This window comes from Thermoactinospora rubra, from assembly GCF_002093975.1.
GTDB classification, from domain to species: domain Bacteria; phylum Actinomycetota; class Actinomycetes; order Streptosporangiales; family Streptosporangiaceae; genus Nonomuraea; species Nonomuraea rubra_A.
The window spans coordinates 274707-292958 of the sequence record NZ_KZ084327.1 but is presented as its reverse complement, the minus strand read 5'-3'; the positions used below and the strand labels follow the sequence as shown (position 1 = coordinate 292958).

The following is an 18252-nucleotide window of genomic DNA, read 5'->3' as shown; positions in this document are numbered from 1 at the left end:
CCCGACCCTTGACGCCCGGCTCCAGACCTTAACTACACGGCATTGCACCTAGCCGTCGAGGTGGGCGACCTCGTTGAACGCCACCACCTCCAGCCGCCCGTCCACCGGCCCCCAGGTCGAGACCGAGGCGTTGCGTATAGGGCCGTGGACGGCGATCGCGGCCAGCTCGGCGTCGGGCGTCCCGGCGATCACATGGCGCAGGATCAGCACAACCGAGTCGTGGGCGACGATGAGCACCCGCCGCCCGTCGGCCCGCACGCGCAGCTCGCCCCAGAACTCGCGCAGCCGTACCGCCACGTCACCGAACGACTCGCCGCCCGGCGGGCGGTAGCCGTACTCGCCCGCAGCCCGCCAGCGGGCCAGCTCCTCCGGGAAGCGCTCGCCGATCGCGGCGCGGTTGAGGCGCGCCAGCCGCCCCATCTCACGGTCGCGCAGCCGCGCGTCCACGTGCAGGGGCAGCTCGGCGCCCCACGCCCGCCCGGCCACCGCCCAGGTGTCCAGGGCCCTGCGGTACGGCGAGCACCACACGACCTCGGGCGCCTCCCCGGGCGGCAACGCGGCCAGGAACCGGCCGAGCGCGGCGGCCTGGGCGCGGCCCAGCTCGGTCAGCGTCACCTCCTCGTCACCCCGCTCGTACACCAGCGGGGTGCCGTGCGACTGCTCGTAGGCGAGGTTGGCCTCGCTCTGGCCGTGCCGTACCGCGACGATCCTGGAGGGGCCCATTTACCGGAGCCTAGCCTATGAATTACGGTCAAGACCGTTACATATAAATCCCGGGAGACATTATGCGTATCCGCCTTGCGACCATGGCCGTCGCGCTCTTAGCCCTGTCCTGGCCATCTCCGGTACAGGCCGAATCGGTGGCGGACCCGCCGACCGGCTGCGGGTTCCACACCCTCGGCACCCTCCCGCTCAGGGGCGCGACCACGGCGGGCACGGCCCTGGACGCCGCCCACCCAGGCGGCCCCCGCGTCTACTCGGTCACCTCCAGCGCCTCGGGCCCCGCCGTGCTCGGCATCAGGGACGCCGTCGACGGCAGCCTCCTGGCCGAACGGCCGCTGCCACTCGCGCTGGGCTCCTGGGCGGTCACCGTCGCCCCCGACCACAGCGTCTACGTGGGCAGCTACAACGCCACGCCGGGCGCGATGGGCCGGCTGTTCCGCTACTCCCCCGCCGACGACAAGGTCACCGAGCTCGGCATCCCGATCCCCACCGAGACCTTCGTCTGGACCGTCGCCGCCAGCCCCGACGGCACGGCCGTCTACGGCGGCACCTCGCCGGGCGGCAAGCTCTTCCGCTACGACACCGCCACCGGCCGCATCGCCGACCTGGGCAGCCCGGTGCCCGGCGAGCAGTTCGTCCGCGACCTGGCGATCGACAAGAACGGCACCGTCTACGCCGGCGTCGGCGCCCAGAGCATGAAGGTCGCCGTCGTCGCCCCCGACGGAACCGTCGAGAACCTGATCAACCCGCCCGTCGAGGGCAGCGGCTACGCCTACGACCTCGACGTCGTCGGCCACCACCTGCTGGTCCGCTTCGGCAGGACCGACGGCACCAACCCGATGGGCGTCTACGACCTGGAGCGCGGCCGCTGGACGGACGTGGTCGAGGACGTCGACAGCCTCACCGTGGGCGGCGGCGCCCACGGCCACACCGCCTACCTCTTCCAGGGCGAGGAGCTGGCGGCCTACGACCTGAAGTCCGCAGAGCTCACCAAGCTCGGCTTCAGCGACTACGGCGGCGGCGCGGCCAGGACCCTCGGCTGGGTCGGGCACACGCTCGTCGGCACCGGCTCGACCGGCCGCATCTGGCACTACGACCGCAAGACCGGGCGCGGCCGGCTCCTCGACAGCACGCTGACCGGCCAGCCCGTCAGCATCCGCTCCATGGGCACCGGCCCCGACGGCCACGTCTACGCCGGCGGCTTCTTCACCGGCGGCCTGGCCGCCTACGACCCGGCGACCGGCCGGTCGCGGTTCTGGCCGAACGTCGGCCAGAGCGAGGGCATCGTCGCCCACAAGGGCAGGCTCTACCTCGGCGTCTACCCCGGCGCCCGGATCTACGAGTTCGACGGCACGGCACCCAGGCTCCTGCTCAGCCTCACCGGCCAGGAGCAGGACCGCCCCTTCGCCATGGTCTCGGCGGGCGACTGGCTCGCCTTCGGCACCGTCCCCAAGTCCGGCACGGTCGGCGGCGCGCTCGGCCTGCTCAACTCCGAGACCGGCGAGAAGATCGTCAAGCGGAACCTCGTGCCCGGCCAGTCGATCATCGGCCTGACCCACCGCGACGGCGTCCTGTACGGCACGACCTCCGCCTTCGGCGGCATCGCCACCCCGCAGGGCGACGCCGCCCACGCCTTCGCCTACGACCTGGCCACCCACACCCTCAAGTGGCAGACCGCCCCCGTCCCCGGCGACCTGGCGCTCGGCTCGATCACCTTCGACGACCGCGGCCGGCTGTGGGGCCTGACCCCGGACGCGCTGTTCGAGCTGGACCCGGCCACCGGACGGACCCTGCGCACCGTCAAGCACCAGACCTACCCCTGGTCTGCCGTCACCCAGGTGTGGCTCGACACCCACATCGCCTTCCACAACGGCTACCTGTGGGGCAAGGCCCAGGGCAAGGCCTACCGGATCGACCCGGCGACGATGGCCTTCACCCTCATCGCCCGGCCGATCTCGATCCTGCTGAAGGGCTCCGACGGGCACCTGTACCTGTCGCGCAACGAGAACTTCTTCACCTACCGGATCTGCTGATACCGGTACAGCCGCGGCCCCTCGGCGAAGTAGACGTCCCCGGACCCGTGCACCGCGAGCTGGTGCACGGGTCCCTGCTTGAGGAAGGCGTGCCGCCGGGTACGCGGGTCGAGCGAGAACACCGACTCCCCGGCGTGCGCGCCGTACAGGAGCCGGTCCTTGGGGTTGAAGGCCAGCTGGCCGCTCGCGCTCCTGCTGTCCGACAGCCGCACGCGGGCCACGGGCTTGCGCGCCCCCAGGTCCACGCCGAACACCTCGCCGCCCGCGATGCCCCACAGGCGGCCACGGTCGTCGAAGGTCAGCGCCGGGATCGCCGGCTTGCCGGGAGCGGGCACGATCTCCCACAGCAGCCTGTCCTCCGCGATCGACCAGGCGAAGAGCCTGGCCTCGGTCTGGGTCGGCGGCGTGGCCGACTGGCCGCTGTAGACGGAGGTGCCGCCGTAGAGCACGCCGTCGCGGTAGGCCAGCGAGACGATGCTCTGGTCCTTGACCACGTTGCGCTGAGCGTGCTTGAGCGTGCCGGTCACCGGGTCCCAGACGGCCAGCACGCCGCCCAGATGGCCCAGGTCCGGCATGGTGCCCACGGCCAGGTACCGCCCGGCCGACACCATCGCGCGCGGCCGGATCTGCTTGTCGGCGGCGAAGTCGACCAGCCGCGCGGGGTTCGGCACGGGCCCGGGCTCGGGGCTCGGGGAGTACTCGGGGCTGTGCCAGGGCAGCGTCGGGTCGTAGGCGTAGACCCGGGCCTCGGGATAGGCGCCGATGTACAGCTTGCCGTCGTGCGAGGTCATGTCCTCGCTCTGGGAGAAGGTGCGGAACATCTCGCGCTCGCCGGTCCCGGCGTCGATCGCCGCGAAGCCGCCGTTGAGGAAGCCGCCCGCGTACACGCGCCCGTCGGGGCCCTCGGCGAGGGCGGTGATGTCGATCGGCTCGCCGCGCACGCCGGTCTGGACGAACGACTTGGCGCCGGTCTGCGGGTTGTAGCGGAACATCAGCCCGCGCCACAGCAGGCCGACGACGCTCTTGCCGGGGTAGTCGGGCAGGCCGAGCTCGGCCCAGCCGATGCCGCGGGTGTTGGCCACCCGGCCGGTGACCGGCAGGCCCGTGGGGGTCATGGTGCGGCTGCGCGGGTCGTAGCGGACCAGCTCGCCCGCCTTTACAAAGTAGATCCTTCCCTGGTCGTCGGGCGGCGAGACGTCCAGGCCGTGGGCGTCGTCGAGCCTGTCCACCCACCGGCGGGCGGCGATGTCCCACACGTGCAGGGGGCCGGGGCTGGCTCCGCCGTACCGGACGTAGAGGAAGCCGTCCACGGCGTTGACGTCGTAGGCCCACTTCCCTGCCGGGTCCAGCCCGTCGGGCGCGGGCAGCTTCGCGGCCTCGCCGGTGGCGGCGTCGACCTCGAAGACCGTCGCGGGCGCCTCGGTGCCCGCGTAGACCTTCCCCTGGTGGAAGGAGACGCTGCGGACGTAGGCGTGCGAGGCCGACAGCCTGCCGTAGTCCCGCACGCCGGTCGCCGGGTCGTAGGCGAACAGCCGCCCACCGGGCGAGGTGCCGCCGTAGACCGTGGCGCCCTCGCCGGCGGCCACCGACCAGATGAAGTTCTCCGAGGCGAGGGGACGCCCGAGGTCGCGCACGCCCTCGGGCGTCCAGCGGTACAGGCGTCCGTCGCCGTAGGTGCCGGCGTACACGCTGCCGTCGGGGGTGGCGTCGACCGCCCACGAGCCGCCCGCGCCCGGCAGGTCGTAGCGGGCCACCTCGGCGCCCGTGGCCGGGTCGACGGCGTTGAGGTGGGCGGGGCTGCCCGAGGAGGCGCCCCACAGCACGGTCCTGCCCCCGGGGCCGGGCGCGACGACGCCGCCGATGAGCAGGACGTCCTGCAGCGGGACGCCGAGGTCCTGGATCGCGGGCGCCTCGGCGCCGGTCGCCGGCGTGAGGGCCAGCGTCAGCACGAGGAGGGTCTTGCCAATTAAGGTCATGACCGAAACCGTAAGAAGCGGCTTCGCTTGCGTCAATACCCCTGTTCCGGTTCAGGCCGAATCTGGAAATTCCCCGAAGCCGCGGGTGGCGTCACGCGCGCCCGGCCGTGAGCACCTTGGCCAGGGCCGCCGCGACGTCCGCGGCCCCGGAGGGGTCGTCCATGAGCATGTTCTGCCGCACCCACACGACCGTCCGGGCGGCCTCCTCGGCGCCCGGGCACGGCTCGGCGCGGGCACCGGCGCCGGTCAGCGCGTCCATCGAGCCGAGGGGCGGGTAGCCGGCGTCGAGCGGCACGCCTTCCGCGGCCATCGCGGCCAGCAGGAAGTCCCGGTCGACCGGCGCGTCCACGCGGAGCATGAGCAGGTGCCGGGAGTCGCGGGTGGTGCCGGGCGGCCGCGGCACCGGCTCGACGCCGGGCACGCCCGCCAGCTCCCGCGCGGCCGCCGCGCAGAACGCCTCCCGCCGGTCCAGCTCGGCGTCCAGCCGGTCCAGCCAGGGCAGCAGCAGCGCGGCCTGGATCTCCGTCATGCGCAGGTTCCAGCCGACGGACGGGTGACCGTACCACTGGCCGCCGAGCCTGCGTCCCACGTTGCAGACCGACCAGATCGCCTCGTGCGCCGCCGCGTCCCGGCAGACGATCATGCCGCCCTCGCCCGCGGTCATCGCCTTGCTGGACTGGAAGCTGAACACCCCGGCCTCGCCCAGCCCGCCGACCGGGCGCCCGCGGTGGGCCGCGCCGTGCGCCTGCGCGGCGTCCTCCACCACGGCCAGCCCGTGGCGTACGGCCACCGCGGCGATCTCGTCCATCTCCGCCGGGCTGCCCGCCAGGTGGACCGGCATGACGGCGGCGGTGCGCCGGGTGATCGCCGCCTCGACGGCGTGCGGCGACAGGTGCAGGTGGACGGGGTCGACGTCGGCGATCACCGGGGTGGCGCCGGCCAGCAGCACGGAGGTCGCGGAGGCGACGAAGGTGTAGGCGGGGACGATCACCTCGTCCCCCGGCCCCACGCCCAGCCCTTTGAGGGCCGCGAACAGCCCGAGCGTCGCGTTGCCGACCGCCACGCCGTACGGCACGCCGGACAGCCGGGCGAACGCGGCGGCCAGGTCCCGGCAGACGGAGCCGGACTGGGTGGCTCCCCACTGGCCGCCGTCGAGCACCTCGGCGAGGAGCTCGCGCTGGGCGGGGTCGAGCGGCGGCGGCCACGAGGGCCAGGCGGCGGCGCGGACGGGCGGGCCGCCGTGGAGGGCGAGCTTCATGCGGGGTCTCCCAGACGCAGGATGCGGGCGAGGTTGCCGCCCAGGACGAGGGCGCGGTCGGCCTCCGCCAGCGGCGCGAGCACGACGCGGCCCAGCCCGACGCGCAGGTCCAGGAAGCAGGCGTCGGAGCCGAAGACGACGCGATCGGCCCCCAGCAGCTCGACCAGCCGGGCGATCCACCGGCCGGTCATCTGCGAGCCGCAGGTCTCCAGGAAGAGGTTGGGGTGGCCGGCGGCCAGCCGGGCGGCGCGGGCGAAGCCGTGCGGCCACAGCCCGGCGTGGCCCATCAGGAGGGGGACGTGCGGGTGGCGGGCGGCGACGGCGGCGAAGAGGGCGGGGTCGCTCCACGGCGAGTCGGTCTGGCCGTGCGCCAGGACCGGCAGGCCCAGCTCCCACACCGGCTCGTAGCGGGGGTCGTCCAGCGGGCACTCGTGGACGTCGGGGTGGAGCTTGACGCCCCAAACGCCCCCGGCGATCAGCCGGTTGCGGTGGTGCGGGTTGTAGACCTGCCACACGCCGAACCGGCCCGGGTGCCTCGCGGCCGCCTCGAAGGCCAGCCGGTTGCCGGTCCGCGCGTCCGGGCCGACCGCCAGCAGGTGGCTGATCCCCACGGCCTGGACGCCCAGGCGGTCCATCAGCTCGACCATGCCCTCGGCGGTGGGGTCGGGGATGAGGAAGTCGGGCCACGTGCCGAGGTGGCCGTGCGCGTCGAGGATCCGCACGCCGGGGGTCACAGCAGGGCTTCCAGGCTGCCGGAGGCGATCAGGTCGCGGTCCGCGGGACGGTCCAGGCACTCCAGCAGGAAGCGGGGGCCGCAGTCGTCGAGGATCGGCGCGCCGGTGCCGAAGACCAGCCGGTGCGCGCCGAACCTGCCGGCCAGCCACTCCACGCCGCGCTGGGTGTTCACGGTGCCGATCTCCAGCCAGACGTTCGGCGCCTCGGCCATCAGCTCGGCGACCGCCCGCAGGTGGCGGTAGCCGGGGTTGAGGAGCAGGACGCGCTGGCCGGGCAGGCGGGCGGTGAGGGCGAGCAGCTGGGCGGTGGTGGTCTCGCCGAGCTCGACGGCGACGGTGACGTCGAGCTCGGCGAGCCAGCGCAGGGTGGCCGGGCCGGTCAGGTCGAAGCGGTGGCGCCGGGGGCACAGGCGGACCATCCGCGCGTCCCAGGCGGGCGGGTCCTCCAGGGCGGCCGGGACGAGCACCGGGACCGGGATGAGGCGGGGGCCGGCCAGCCGGAACAGCGCCTCGTTGCCGGCCTGGGCGTCGGAGTACAGGCTCAGCGTGTGGGTCACGAGGGCCTGGTCGATGCCGAGGCGGTCCATGTCGGGCCGTGGGTCCTCCGGCAGGTCGTCGAAGGGCACGGGCCCGGCGAGGCGGTGCGCGTCGATCAATTTCGGCACAGACCGAAATCTACTTTCAGGGCTCCTCCGGCGTCAACCGCCTCACGGGGTCACCACCGGGCAGCGCGGATCCAGCCGCACCTTGGCCAGGTCGCGGCCGATGAGGGTCCAGGCGTCGAACGAGCCGGGCTCGAAGTGCAGCTGCGGGTTGGTGTACCACTCGTCGCCCAGGCCGGTGGCCCGCAGCCGGGCCTCCTCGCCCAGCTCGTAGGCGTTGCCGCCGCCGAAGAAGGTCTGGGCGAACACCCGGCCCTTGTGGACGGTCAGCTCGCCGTAGCCCGACAGGGTGCCCTGGCGCCTGACGGTCCTCGTGGCCGGGTCCAGCGCGATCCAGGTGCCGGAGTCGCGCTTGTAGACCGCGTACAGCAGGCCGTCGTGGATCTTGACGTCCTGGAGGGTACGGTGGCCCGCGACGGGGTCGGCCTGCCACAGCACGGTGCGGGTCCGCAGGTCGAAGGCCGCGATCGAGGCGCTGGTCCGCACCGGCGGCGTGCCGCCCCCGCCGAGCACGTCGCCGCCGAGGTAGACGACGCGGCCGGCGGCGTCGAGGCTGAGGCTCATGAGGCTCTGGCCGGGGATGACGCCCTTGTAGACGTCCATCTCGCCGGTGCCGGGGTCGACCACCGACAGCGCGCCCTCCAGCCTGGCGCCGAGCGGGGCGGAGGCGACCAGCAGCTTGTCGGCGACCGGGTCGTACTCGATGTCCCAGGGGCGCTGCTGGTCGTGCCCGAGGAAGCCCAGGCTGCGCAGCCGGTCGGTGCGGATGTCGATCTCGAGGATCTGGCCGCTGGGGTACATGGCCGCGTAGATCTTGTTGCCGCGCCGTACCAGGTCCTTGGGCTCGCCTGGCACCCGGAAGCGGCGCTTGGCGCCGGTGCGCAGGTCGCGGACCTCCATCGAGAAGTGGCCGCCGACGTAGACGGCGCGGCCCGGCACCAGCAGCATGCTCTGCGGGCGCTCGGGCCCGCCGGGCAGGCCGGCCTCGAGGAGGTCGGCGAACCGCGAGGCGCCGGTCCGCAGGTCCAGCCACCACACGCCGCCGCTGCCGGACAAGCCGATCAGCGTGGTGCCCTCCAGCGCCAGCCGCCTGGTCTCGTCGCCCTCCGAGGGCGGGCCGGCCACCCTGGTGAGGGCGTCCTCTCCGGTGCGGTAGCGGTAGACGGCGCCGTCGGGACGCGAGGTGCCGTAGACCGTCCCGTCGGGCGCCACGGTGAGCGCGTCGAGCTGGGCGCCCTCGACCTTGCGCAGGTCGGAGCCGTCCTTGCGCACGTCGATGAGGGTCGAGCCGCCGGCGGCCAGCACGCGGTCGCCGTGGTCGGCGATCACGCCGACGCCGGCCGGGCCCTGGGCCAGCTCCCTGACCGCTCCGGTGGCACGGTCGATCGCCACGAGCTTGCCCTTGTCGAGCAGGCCCGCGTACACGGTGGTCGCGTCGGCCGCGACCGCGCGCACGTAGCGCTCGCCGGTGGCCAGGACGCCGAAGTTCCTGACCGCGGCGGTGGCCGGGTCGTACTCCCAGACCCTGCCGTCGGGGTAGGTGCCCGCGTACAGCTTGCCGTCCGGGGCGGCGGCGAGGCTCCAGACGAAGCCGCCGTTGCGCCCGAAGGACCGCAGGTGCCGCACCTGTCCCGTGACCGGGTCGAAGCTGTACAGGTCGGGCACCGGGTAGGTGCCCACGTAGACCTTGCCGCCCGACACGGCGGTCGCCCAGCCGCCCTCGGGCTCCCCGGCGGCCGGGCCGTCCGGCAGGGTGACGCTGCGCACGACCCTGCCCGCCTGCAGGTCGATCTCGGCCAGGACCGGCGGCTTCAGACCCCGGGTGACCACGTAGGCCCGGCCGTCGTGGACGGCGGCGCCCACGATGGCCCCCGTGACCGAGGCCGGGCCGTGCCGTTCGTAGCCCGGGCCCTCGCAGCGCACGGGGTCGGCGGCGGCCTGCTGGGCGGCCAGGAGGGAGGCGACCAGCGGCGCCAGGACGAGCAGACGTAACCGCGACACGGCCACCTCCGGATTGCTCACTCTTGCTCGATTTAGGCCCAGACCGTAATGTTTTGCCCGCTGCCCGTCAATGGCTGGTATCCCGATGGAGGCTTCGGTGTTCGACGCGCACGCCCTGGTGGGCGACCTCGCGGTCACGCTGGACGTGGACGTGCTCGTGGGCGCGTACCCCGACCGCGACGGGCCCGTGGGAACGCCGTCGTCCGTGCTCGGCGTGCTGCGGGAGCACGACATCCGCGCCGGAGCGGTGGCGTCGTTGCGCGCCGCGCTCTTCGACGTCGTCTCGGGCAACGACGAGGTGCTGGCCCTGGCGGCCACGCGGCCACGGCCGGACGTCGTCCCCGTCGGCGTCGTGGACCTGCGCGACCCCGTCGGCGCCGCGCGGGAGCTCGAACGCCTGGCCGCCGCCTCGGTCAGGGCCGTCCGGCTGTTCCCCGACGAGCAGGGCGTCGAGGCGGGCTTCCCCTCGGTCCGGCACGTCGCCCGGCGGGCCGCGGCCCTCGGCCTGACGGTGCTCACCGGCGGCGACGTGCGCCGCTTCTGGCGGCCCTTCTCCGGCCTGGAGGCCACCGTGGTCTTTCTGGACACGCACTTCTACCACCTGGGCGACTTCCTCGTCGCCGCCGTCGACGAGCCGGGCTTCCACACCTCCACCCGCCTGCTCAACTCCCCCGACGCGCTGGAGCTGGCCGCCGCCGAGGTGGGCGCCGGCAGGCTGCTGTACGGCTCCCGCACCCCGTTCTACGAGCCGCTCGTCCCCCTGCTGCGCCTGGCGACAAGCGGCCTGAAGCCCGAGGAAGTCGCCGCCGTCGCCGGGGGCAACGCGAGGAGGCTGCTGACATGATCATTGACGTTCATGCCCACTGGGGTCCGTGGTTCTTCACCATGGACGTGGCCGGGGCGAACCTGGCGACGATGGACCGCTACGGCATCGACCTGGCGATCGTGTCGGCGACCGAGGCGGTGATCTACGACGCGGCCGCGGGCAACCGCGCGCTGGCGCAGGCCCTGACCGCCGGGGGGCCGGCCGACCGCCTGTACGGCTACGTGACCGTCAACCCGCGCCGGCCGGCCGACGCCGAGCGCGACCTGCGCGAGTACCTGCCCACCGGCCGGTTCGTGGGCGTGAAGATCCACACCGACTACACCGCCTCGCCGGTCACCTCCCCGCAGATGCGCGACGCGCTCGCCATGGTGGCCTCCTTCGGCGTCCCCGCCCTCGTGCACACCTGGGACGCCTCCGTGCTCGACCTGGCGGCGCTGTGCCAGGACATCCCGGGCCTGCGGGTCATCGCCGGGCACATGGGCGCCGGCGGGCACCGCCACGCGATCGAGGCGGCGCGCGGATGCGACAGGCTCTACCTGGAGCCGTGCTGGTCTCACTTCCCTGCGGGCCGCATCGCCGAGGTGGCCGCCGGGGTGGACCCGCATCGGCTGCTGTTCGGCACCGACGCCACGCTGATCGACCCGGCCGCGGCCTTCGGCGCGGTGGCCGCCGCCCGGCTCGACTCGCGGACGGCCGAGCTGGTCGCCTGGCGCAACGCCGCCGCCCTGTTCGGCCTCCCGCTCCCGAACCGGCCCGCGAGTTGACCCGGCGCCCGCCCCGCCGTACCACGCAGACCCCGCTCCGGCCCGCTCCCCACCCGTCCCCCAGCAGAGGAGCCCTCATGATCCGCCGCCGTGCCTTTCTCAGCCTCGCCGCCGCCGGAGGGGCGGCCGCGCTGCTGCCCGCGGGCCCCGCCTCGGCCGCCATCGAGCCCGAGGGCACCCTCACCGACCTCGGCCCCGCCAGCGTCGCCAGCCCCCTGGGCAACGGCGAGTTCGTCGGCGACGTCCTCTACGCCGGGTCGCGCGGCCTGTCACCCAACGTCGTGGGCGCCTACGACCTGACCGTCGACAAGATCACCAGGCACTTCGAGATCCCCACGGGCATCGGCGTCTGGGCGATGTGCAAGACGGGCACCGACGTCTACGTCGGCACCCACTCCCCCTCCGACCTCTACCGGATCGACACCGTCTCCGGCCAGGTGACCAGGGTCGCGCGGTATCCCGACCACTTCATCTGGACCATGGCCGCCGCGCCCGACGGCAAGGTGTACATGGGCTGCTCGGAGCCCGGCCGGGTGTGGGAGTACGACCCGGCGACCGGCACGAGCCGCGACCTCGGCCAGCCCGCCCCCGGCGAGGCCTACGTCCGCAGCATCCAGGCCGACGCCACGCACGTCTACTGCGGCGTCGGCGCCAACGCCCACCTCGTCGCGATCGACCGGGCCACCGGCGAGAAGCGGGAGCTGCTGCCCGCCGAGCTCGCCGACCGCGACTGGGTGTCGAGCATGTCGATCTCCGGCACGCACATCGCGGGCGGCATGAACTCCCTGGCCGAGCTGCTCGTGCTGCGCAAGGACGACCCGTCCGGCCACCGCGTGGTCAAGGCGACCGCGCCGGGCGAGAAGTACATCGTGTCGGTGCTGATCCACGACGGCTCGGTGTACTTCGCCGGACGCCCCTCGGGCACCTTCTACCGCTACCACCTGGACTCCGGCCGCCTGGAGGCGGTCGGCGTGCCGTACTTCGAGGCGGCCACCCACCGGATCCTGGCCCACGAGGGGCGGATCTACGGCGTGCAGGACAGCGCCGTGTTCGTCTACGACCCGGCCACCGGCGGGCTGGAGTACCGCAACCTGGTCCAGCGCGGCTTCCGGGCGGCGCCGGAGGAGCCCATGTCGGTCCACTCCGACGGCCGCCGCGTCTACGTCGGCGGCAAGGGCGGCGCGGACGTCCACGACCTGGCCACCGGTACGGTGACCCGCCTCGGCATCGCCGGCGAGCCGAAAACCATGATCACCGTCGAGGACGTCACCTACCTGGGCGTCTACACCCAGGCGGCGCTCTACTCCCACCGGGCCGGGCAGGACCAGGCCACGCTGCTGCTGCGCGCCGGCCACCAGCAGGACCGCCCGCGCGACCTGGCGCACGACCCGGCGACCGGGCTCCTCGTCATGCCGACCCAGCCGGAGCCCGGCCAGACGAACGGCGCGCTGACCCTGTACTCCCTGCGCGACGGCACGCACGTCACCTACCGGCCCGCCGTCGAGCGGCAGACCGTCTACTCGGTCACCACCCGGCGCGGCGTCGCCTACCTCGGCACGCTCATCCAGGAGGGCCTCGGGCTGCCGCCGGTGACCACCACGGCCCGGCTGGCCGCCTTCGACCTGCGCGGGCGCAGGCTGCTGTGGCAGCTGGAGCCGGTGCCCGGCGCCCGCTACATCGCGGGGCTGGCCAGCACGCCGCACGCCGTCTACGGGATCGCCGACACCGGGGTGCTGTTCGAGTACGACCTGGACCGGGCCGAGATCACCCGGACCCGGAAGGTCAGCGCACGCGGCGGGGACCTCGTCATCACCGGGCGCGTGGCCTACACGGCCGACACCGACGCCGTCTACAAGATCGACCTGGTCGGCTTCTCGGCCACGGCCATCGTGAGCGGGCTGGGCGGGCAGTGGTTCGGCGGCGAGCCCAAGCTGGCGCTGGACCCCTCGCGCGAGGCGGTCTTCACGATCAGGGGGCGCAACCTCGTCAGGATCGCCGTCTCCGGCGAGCGCTGAGGCTTCAGTCCTCGAAGGCGACGCCGCTCTCCCCCAGGCGCGGGCCGTACGGGTCGTGGGCGTGCGATGCGGGGATGCGGCCCTCGCCGGCGGCCAGCCACAGCATGCGCTGCACGTAGCCCTCCATCGGCTCGGTGAACGTCGCGGCGGCCAGCCGGTCGAGCCTCGCGGACGCCGCCTCGAAGGCGCGCAGGTCGCTGCCCCGGAAGGCGCGCACGACCTCGGCCGTGACCTGGACCCGTGCCGCGGCGATCCCCACCAGCGCGGCCTGCGCGCCCCACAGCAGCGACGGGCCGAACATGCGGTCCTCCCCGGTGATGGCCAGCCGTCCGGCGGCCCTGGCGGCGGCGATCGCGTCCTGGCAGGCCATGGCGTCCGACAGCAGGGCGACCTTCAGCCCCGCCACGCCGGGATGGGCCAGGAGGTCCCTCAGGACGGCGGGCGGGCAGGGGGCGGTGTAGAGGTCGAAGGCGATCATGGGCATGCCCGTCGCCCGCCACACCGCCTCGTGGGCGGCCACCCGGTCGCCGGGCGAGGGAAAGAGCATGACGCCGTCGGCGCCGAGGTCGCGTGCCGCCTCGGCCTGGCCGACCAGCTCGGCAAGGCCCCCCGCGCCGCCGACGCCCACGATCACCGGCACCCCCAGGGCGACGGCACGCTTGACGATCTCCGCCCGCAGCTCCTCGCCCAGGTACGGTCCGCGCCCCGTGTGCGCGAGCACCGCCAGGCCGTCCGCCCCGTCGGCGACCAGCCCCGCGAGGTAGCGCGAGACCACGTCCGGGTCCACCTCGCCCGCGGCGGTCATGGGGGTGGCCGCGGCGGCCAGGAGCGCGCCGCGCAGGCGGTCGCGGAGGTGGGCGGCCCTGGGGTCCATCGACGTGCTCATGGCCGCCCACCCTAGGTCATTTCAGTCCCGTCATCGCGATGCTGTTGACCAGGTAGCGCTGGAGCAGGAAGAACACCAGCAGGCACGGCAGCACCGAGACGGCCGCCGAGGCCATCAGCAGCGACAGCTGGAGCTCCTCGGTGCGCAGGATGGTCAGCCCGACGGTGAGCGTGCGGGTGGCGTCGCTCTGCCCGATGACCAGCGGCCACAGGAAGTCGTTCCAGTGCCACAGGAACACGAACACGCCCAGCGTGGCCAGGATCGGCCGGGTGAGCGGCACCACGATGGTCCAGTAGACGCGCAGCTCGGAGGCCCCGTCGACCTTGGCCGCCTCGAACAGCTCGTCGGGCAGCCCGAGGATGAACTGCCGCATGAGGAAGACGGCCTGCGAGTTGGCCAGGGTGGGGACGATGAGCCCCCAGAAGGTGTCCACGCCGCCGAGGTCGGAGACGAGCACGTAGGTGGGGATCAGCGTGGCCTGGAAGGGCACCATCATCGTGGCCAGGAACGTCCACAGCATCGCGTCCCGGCCCGGGAAGCGCTTCTTGGCGAAGGCGTAGCCGGCCATGGACGCGGTCAGCAGGATGATCACCACGGAGACGGCCGAGTAGACCAGCGAGTTGAGCGTCCACTGCAGGAAGCCGGAGGTGCTCAGCACGTGGGCGATGTTGTCGAAGGTGAGCGCGCTCGGCCAGCGGGTCGGCAGCGTGGGCTCGCCCGCCGGCGACAGCGCCACCACGAACATCGCCAGGAAGGGGCTGACGGTCAGCACCGACAGCACGGCCAGCAGGGCGACGAGCGGCCACCTGCGGCCCGTACGGCGGGGCCGCGCGGTCGCGGCGGCACGTGTCGCGGGACGTGTTGCTGTGAGGGTCAAGTGTTCTCCCGCCCGAGGAAGCGCCGCTGGATGAGCGAGACGACCAGGATGATGGCGAACAGCACCATGCCGAAGGTCGCGGCGTAGCCGAACTCCCAGCCCCGGAACCCCTTGTCGTAGAGCGCGTAGATGAGCGTGTAGCTGGCGCGGGCGGGCCCGCCGCCGGTCATGACGTAGATGGTGTCGAAGACCTGGAAGGCGCTGATCGTCTCGATGATCATCACGAAGAACAGCGCGGGCCGCAGCAGCGGCAGCGTGATGGCGCGCAGGCGCTGCCAGGGCCCGGCCCCGTCGACGCGGGCCGCCTCCAGGTAGGAGCCGGGGATGGCCTTGAGCCCGGCCAGAAGGATGAGCATGGAGTAGCCGAAGCCCTTCCAGGCCGACACCACCGCCAGGGCGGGCAGCACCAGCGCGGACTGCTCCAGGAACGCCACGGGGCCCACGTCTGCCTTGGCGAGCAGGCCGTTGAGCAGGCCGTTGAACTCGTAGATCCACCGCCAGATCACTCCGGCGAGGACGAAGCTGGTGACGTAGGGCAGGAAGAGCATGCCGCGGAACAGGCCGCGCAGGAAGACCACCGAGTTGAGCAGCAGCGCGGTGCCCAGCGAGATCAGCACGGTGAGCGGCACGTAGACGGCGACGTAGACCAGGGTGACGCGCAGGCTGGTCCAGAAGGTGTCGTCCTGCAGCATCCTGGCGTAGTTCGCCGTGCCGACGAAGCTCCACTCGCCGCCGATGTTCCAGTTGGTGAAGCTCATCCCGGCGGCCCCGAGGGTGGGGAAGATCCGGAAGACGAGGAAGAGCACCAGCATCGGGAGGACGAACAGGAGCCCGGTGACGGGATCGCGCAAACGCCGCACTTCATACCTTTCGCCGGGGGCCTCCCCGGCCGGAGCCGGGGAGGCCGAGGGTAACGCAGGGCGGGCCGGGCGGCCGCAGGCGCGGGCCGTCAGCCCAAGGCGCGGGCCGGACGGCTCGCGCCTGCGGCCGCGGGGCTCAGCCGCCGCCGGCGAGCAGCGCGTTGGCCTCCTTGGCCGCCGCGTCGAGGGCGGTCTTGGCATCCTCCTTGCCGAGCAGCGCCGCCTGGATGTGCGGGGCGAGGACGGCCATCACCTGGCGGGCCTTGGGGTGCGTGTCGCCCGGGAAGGCGTACTCCAGCGACTTGGCGAACTCCTTGGCCTCCGCCGACTGGCCGGGCACGGTCACGTCGGTGCGGGCGGAGAAGAAGCCGGAGGCCTTGGCCAGCTCCGCGGCCACCTGCGGCGAGGACAGGAAGGTGGCCACCTTCTTGGCGGCGTCCTTGTTCCCGGAGTGCTTGGCGATCACCAGGCCGCCGGGGATGCCGAAGGCCACGCGCTTCCTGCCCTCCAGCGGCAGCCCGATGCCGACGTTCTCGGCGCCGATGGCCTTGCCGAGCTGGGTGGCCTGCAGGGCGGTGGCCGCGTGGTACATGGCGCTCTGGCCGCCGGCCAGCGGGCCGCCCTCGATGTCGTTGCCCTTGCTGGCGGTGTTCTCCGGCAGGCCGCCCACGGCCTTGAGGTCCAGCAGGAACTGCAGGCTCTCCACGCCCTCGGGGCCGTTGAAGGCCACGGTCTTGCCGTCGGGGGCGAAGACCGAGCCGCCGTTGGCCCACAGGATCGGGTAGAAGCTCTGGTTCAGGCTCACCTCGGGCTTGCCCGGGTAGTCCAGGATGGCGACCTTCTTGGCGGCCAGCTTGGGCGCGGCCTCCTTGACCTCCGCCAGGGTGTCGGGGATCTCCGTCACGCCCGCGTCGGCGAACAGCTTCTTGTTGTAGATCGGCGCCGTGATGGTCTGGTAGACCGGCACGCCGTACAGCTTGCCGTCGACGGTCAGCGCGGTGAGCGCGCTGGGCAGGTAGGCGCCCTTGGCCGGGGCGACCACGTCGTCGACCGGCTCCAGCGTGCCCTGCTTGGCGTACTGCGGAATCTGGTCGGGGCCGAGCACGACCAGGTCGAAGCCCTTCTTGGAGGCGAGCGCCGTGGTGATCTTCTCCTGGCGGCCCTCCCAGGGCTGCATGTCGACCTTCAGGTCGATGCCGGCGTTGGCGGCCTCGAAGTCCTTCTCGACCTTGCCCCAGAAGGCCTGGCTCGCGGCCTGGTCCGCGATCACCGGGTACATCCACAGCGTCACGGTGCTCCCGCCGGAGCCCGAGCCGCCGGATCCGCATCCGGCGAGCGCGAGCCCCAGAGCCGCCGCGAGGGCTGCGACCGCTGGCTTCCTCATCGGCGCCATCCTTTCCCGTTAATACCGGTCCTGACCGAAACCTAGTGACGAGGCCGAAGCCGGTCAATGGTTGATACACGAACGTAACTACGGGCCTGTCCGGATCTCCGCCGCGATGGCCTTGACGTGATCCTCCGTGTAGTGCTCGTTCCACTGGATGACCAGCAGCGTCTCCTCCACCAGCCGCTCCGCGGCCGGGCAGGGCGCCGGCTGGTACCCCTCCAGCGGGAACCGCGAGCCGCCGTAGACCGGGCCGCGCAGCACGGGTGCCCTGTTGAGCGGCTCGTCCAGGTATCCGGCGCGGGCCGGGACGCCCGCGGCGGCGAGCCGCCCGGCCAGCTCCGGCGCCCCGCCGTACGGCAGGACCAGCGGGAACAGCCACCAGGCGTGCCCGTCCGGGCGCGGCAGCCGCAGGTGCCCGAGCCCGCGCAGCGCCTCAAGGAGCATCAGGGCGGTACGGCGGCGCGCCGCCACCACCCCCGGCAGCTTGGCCAGCTGGGCGCGGGCCACGGCGGCCTGGAGCTCGGTCATGCGGTAGTTCAGCCCGAAGCTCGCGTGCGAGCGGCCGGCGGCGCGGTCCCAGCCCTTGTCGGCGAACAGCCGCATGCGCCGCGCCAGCTCGTCGTCGTCGGTGATCGCCAGGCCGCCGTCGCCGCAGGTGATGTGCTTCCACTGCTGCAGGCTGAGGCAGCCGACGTCGCCCGCCGTGCCCGCGTAGCCTCCCGTGGGCAGCTCGGCCAGCCACGCCTGGGCGCAGTCCTCGATCAGGGCCAGGCCGTGCTCGTCGGCCAGCGCCCGCAGCTCGGCGATCCGCGCCGGGGCGCCGAACAGGTGGACGGCCATGATGGCCCTGGTGCGGGGCCCGATGAGGCGGGAGACCGCCTCGGGGTCCAGATTGCCGTCGGAAGGATCCACATCGGCGAAGACAGGGACGGCGTTCTGCGCCAAGATGGGGGCGACCGTGCCGAAGTCCGTGATCGGCGTCGTGATGATCTCGTCTCCGGGGTCGGGCGCCGCCGCCACGACCGCGAGGTGGAGGGCCGCGGTGCCGGAGCTCGCCGAGATCGCGTGCCGTACCCCGTAGAGGTCGGCGACCTCGCGCTCCAGCGCCCGCGCCTCGCTCCCCCAGACGGAGTTCAGCATGCCGGAGCGGATCACCCGCTCCAGGGCGGCCAGCTCCTCCTCGCCGAGGGTGCGGCCGCCGGCTTCGGCCATGGTTGGAAAGTGCAGTGTCACGGGGTTACCCTTCCGGT

Annotated in this window: 15 protein-coding genes; 4 read left to right on the top strand and 11 right to left on the bottom strand. The window is 73.3% G+C overall.

Annotated elements, in window-relative coordinates:
- Nucleotides 1-48: 48 nt before the first annotated feature.
- Nucleotides 49-723 (bottom strand): histidine phosphatase family protein, encoded by a 675-nt coding sequence (locus tag BSB02_RS07285; RefSeq protein ID WP_084957898.1) that lies wholly within the window; start codon nt 721-723, stop codon nt 49-51.
- A 62-nt stretch (nt 724-785) separates the two neighbouring features.
- Between BSB02_RS07285 and BSB02_RS07280 the strand changes: the two genes are divergently transcribed.
- On the top strand, nt 786-2756 hold the full coding sequence (locus BSB02_RS07280) for a ligand-binding sensor domain-containing protein (protein ID WP_143590335.1): 1971 nt from the start codon (nt 786-788) through the stop codon (nt 2754-2756).
- Here BSB02_RS07280 and BSB02_RS07275 read toward each other — a convergent pair.
- From BSB02_RS07275 to BSB02_RS07255, 5 genes are all read right to left on the bottom strand, one after another.
- On the bottom strand, nt 2741-4732 hold the full coding sequence (locus BSB02_RS07275) for a ligand-binding sensor domain-containing protein (RefSeq protein WP_143590333.1): 1992 nt from the start codon (nt 4730-4732) through the stop codon (nt 2741-2743). The genes BSB02_RS07280 and BSB02_RS07275 overlap by 16 nt on opposite strands.
- Nucleotides 4733-4823: 91 nt before the next feature.
- The gene (locus BSB02_RS07270) at nt 4824-5990 is read right to left on the bottom strand and encodes a DegT/DnrJ/EryC1/StrS family aminotransferase (protein ID WP_084957895.1); all 1167 of its coding nucleotides are present in this window, start codon (nt 5988-5990) and stop codon (nt 4824-4826) included.
- Nucleotides 5987-6724: an amidohydrolase family protein gene (locus BSB02_RS07265; RefSeq protein ID WP_169729364.1), complete on the bottom strand. Its 738-nt coding sequence runs from the start codon at nt 6722-6724 to the stop codon at nt 5987-5989. Before BSB02_RS07265 ends, BSB02_RS07270 begins: the two co-directional genes overlap by 4 nt.
- The gene (locus BSB02_RS07260; RefSeq protein WP_143590331.1) at nt 6721-7389 is read right to left on the bottom strand and encodes an amidohydrolase family protein; all 669 of its coding nucleotides are present in this window, start codon (nt 7387-7389) and stop codon (nt 6721-6723) included. Before BSB02_RS07260 ends, BSB02_RS07265 begins: the two co-directional genes overlap by 4 nt.
- A gap of 42 nt (nt 7390-7431) precedes the next feature.
- On the bottom strand, nt 7432-9387 hold the full coding sequence (locus BSB02_RS07255; protein WP_240506246.1) for an outer membrane protein assembly factor BamB family protein: 1956 nt from the start codon (nt 9385-9387) through the stop codon (nt 7432-7434).
- A gap of 97 nt (nt 9388-9484) precedes the next feature.
- On the opposite strand from BSB02_RS07255, the gene BSB02_RS07250 reads away from it, so the two are divergent.
- The 3 genes from BSB02_RS07250 (at nt 9485) to BSB02_RS39415 (ending at nt 12992) form a co-directional block, all read left to right on the top strand.
- On the top strand, nt 9485-10231 hold the full coding sequence (locus BSB02_RS07250) for an amidohydrolase family protein (RefSeq protein ID WP_240506245.1): 747 nt from the start codon (nt 9485-9487) through the stop codon (nt 10229-10231).
- Complete coding sequence (locus BSB02_RS07245) at nt 10228-10977, top strand: amidohydrolase family protein (protein WP_084957891.1); 750 nt, start codon at nt 10228-10230, stop codon at nt 10975-10977. Before BSB02_RS07250 ends, BSB02_RS07245 begins: the two co-directional genes overlap by 4 nt.
- Nucleotides 10978-11054: 77 nt before the next feature.
- Nucleotides 11055-12992, top strand: coding sequence for an NHL repeat-containing protein (locus BSB02_RS39415; protein ID WP_143590329.1), 1938 nt, complete (start codon nt 11055-11057; stop codon nt 12990-12992).
- 4 nt (nt 12993-12996) lie between these two features.
- On the opposite strand, the gene BSB02_RS07240 is transcribed toward BSB02_RS39415, so the two are convergent.
- The 5 genes from BSB02_RS07240 to BSB02_RS07220 form a co-directional block, all read right to left on the bottom strand.
- Nucleotides 12997-13878: a dihydrodipicolinate synthase family protein gene (locus BSB02_RS07240; protein ID WP_240506244.1), complete on the bottom strand. Its 882-nt coding sequence runs from the start codon at nt 13876-13878 to the stop codon at nt 12997-12999.
- Between the two features lie 16 nt (nt 13879-13894).
- A complete protein-coding gene (locus BSB02_RS07235; RefSeq protein ID WP_206184549.1) occupies nt 13895-14755 on the bottom strand; it encodes a carbohydrate ABC transporter permease in 861 nt (286 codons plus the stop codon).
- Entirely contained in the window at nt 14752-15615 is an 864-nt protein-coding gene (locus BSB02_RS07230) for a carbohydrate ABC transporter permease (RefSeq protein WP_240506243.1), read from the bottom strand. Before BSB02_RS07230 ends, BSB02_RS07235 begins: the two co-directional genes overlap by 4 nt.
- 136 nt (nt 15616-15751) lie before the next feature.
- Nucleotides 15752-16999, bottom strand: coding sequence for an extracellular solute-binding protein (locus BSB02_RS07225; RefSeq protein ID WP_206184548.1), 1248 nt, complete (start codon nt 16997-16999; stop codon nt 15752-15754).
- A gap of 87 nt (nt 17000-17086) precedes the next feature.
- Nucleotides 17087-18214 (bottom strand): DegT/DnrJ/EryC1/StrS family aminotransferase, encoded by a 1128-nt coding sequence (locus BSB02_RS07220; protein ID WP_084957888.1) that lies wholly within the window; start codon nt 18212-18214, stop codon nt 17087-17089.
- Nucleotides 18215-18252 lie beyond the last annotated feature (38 nt).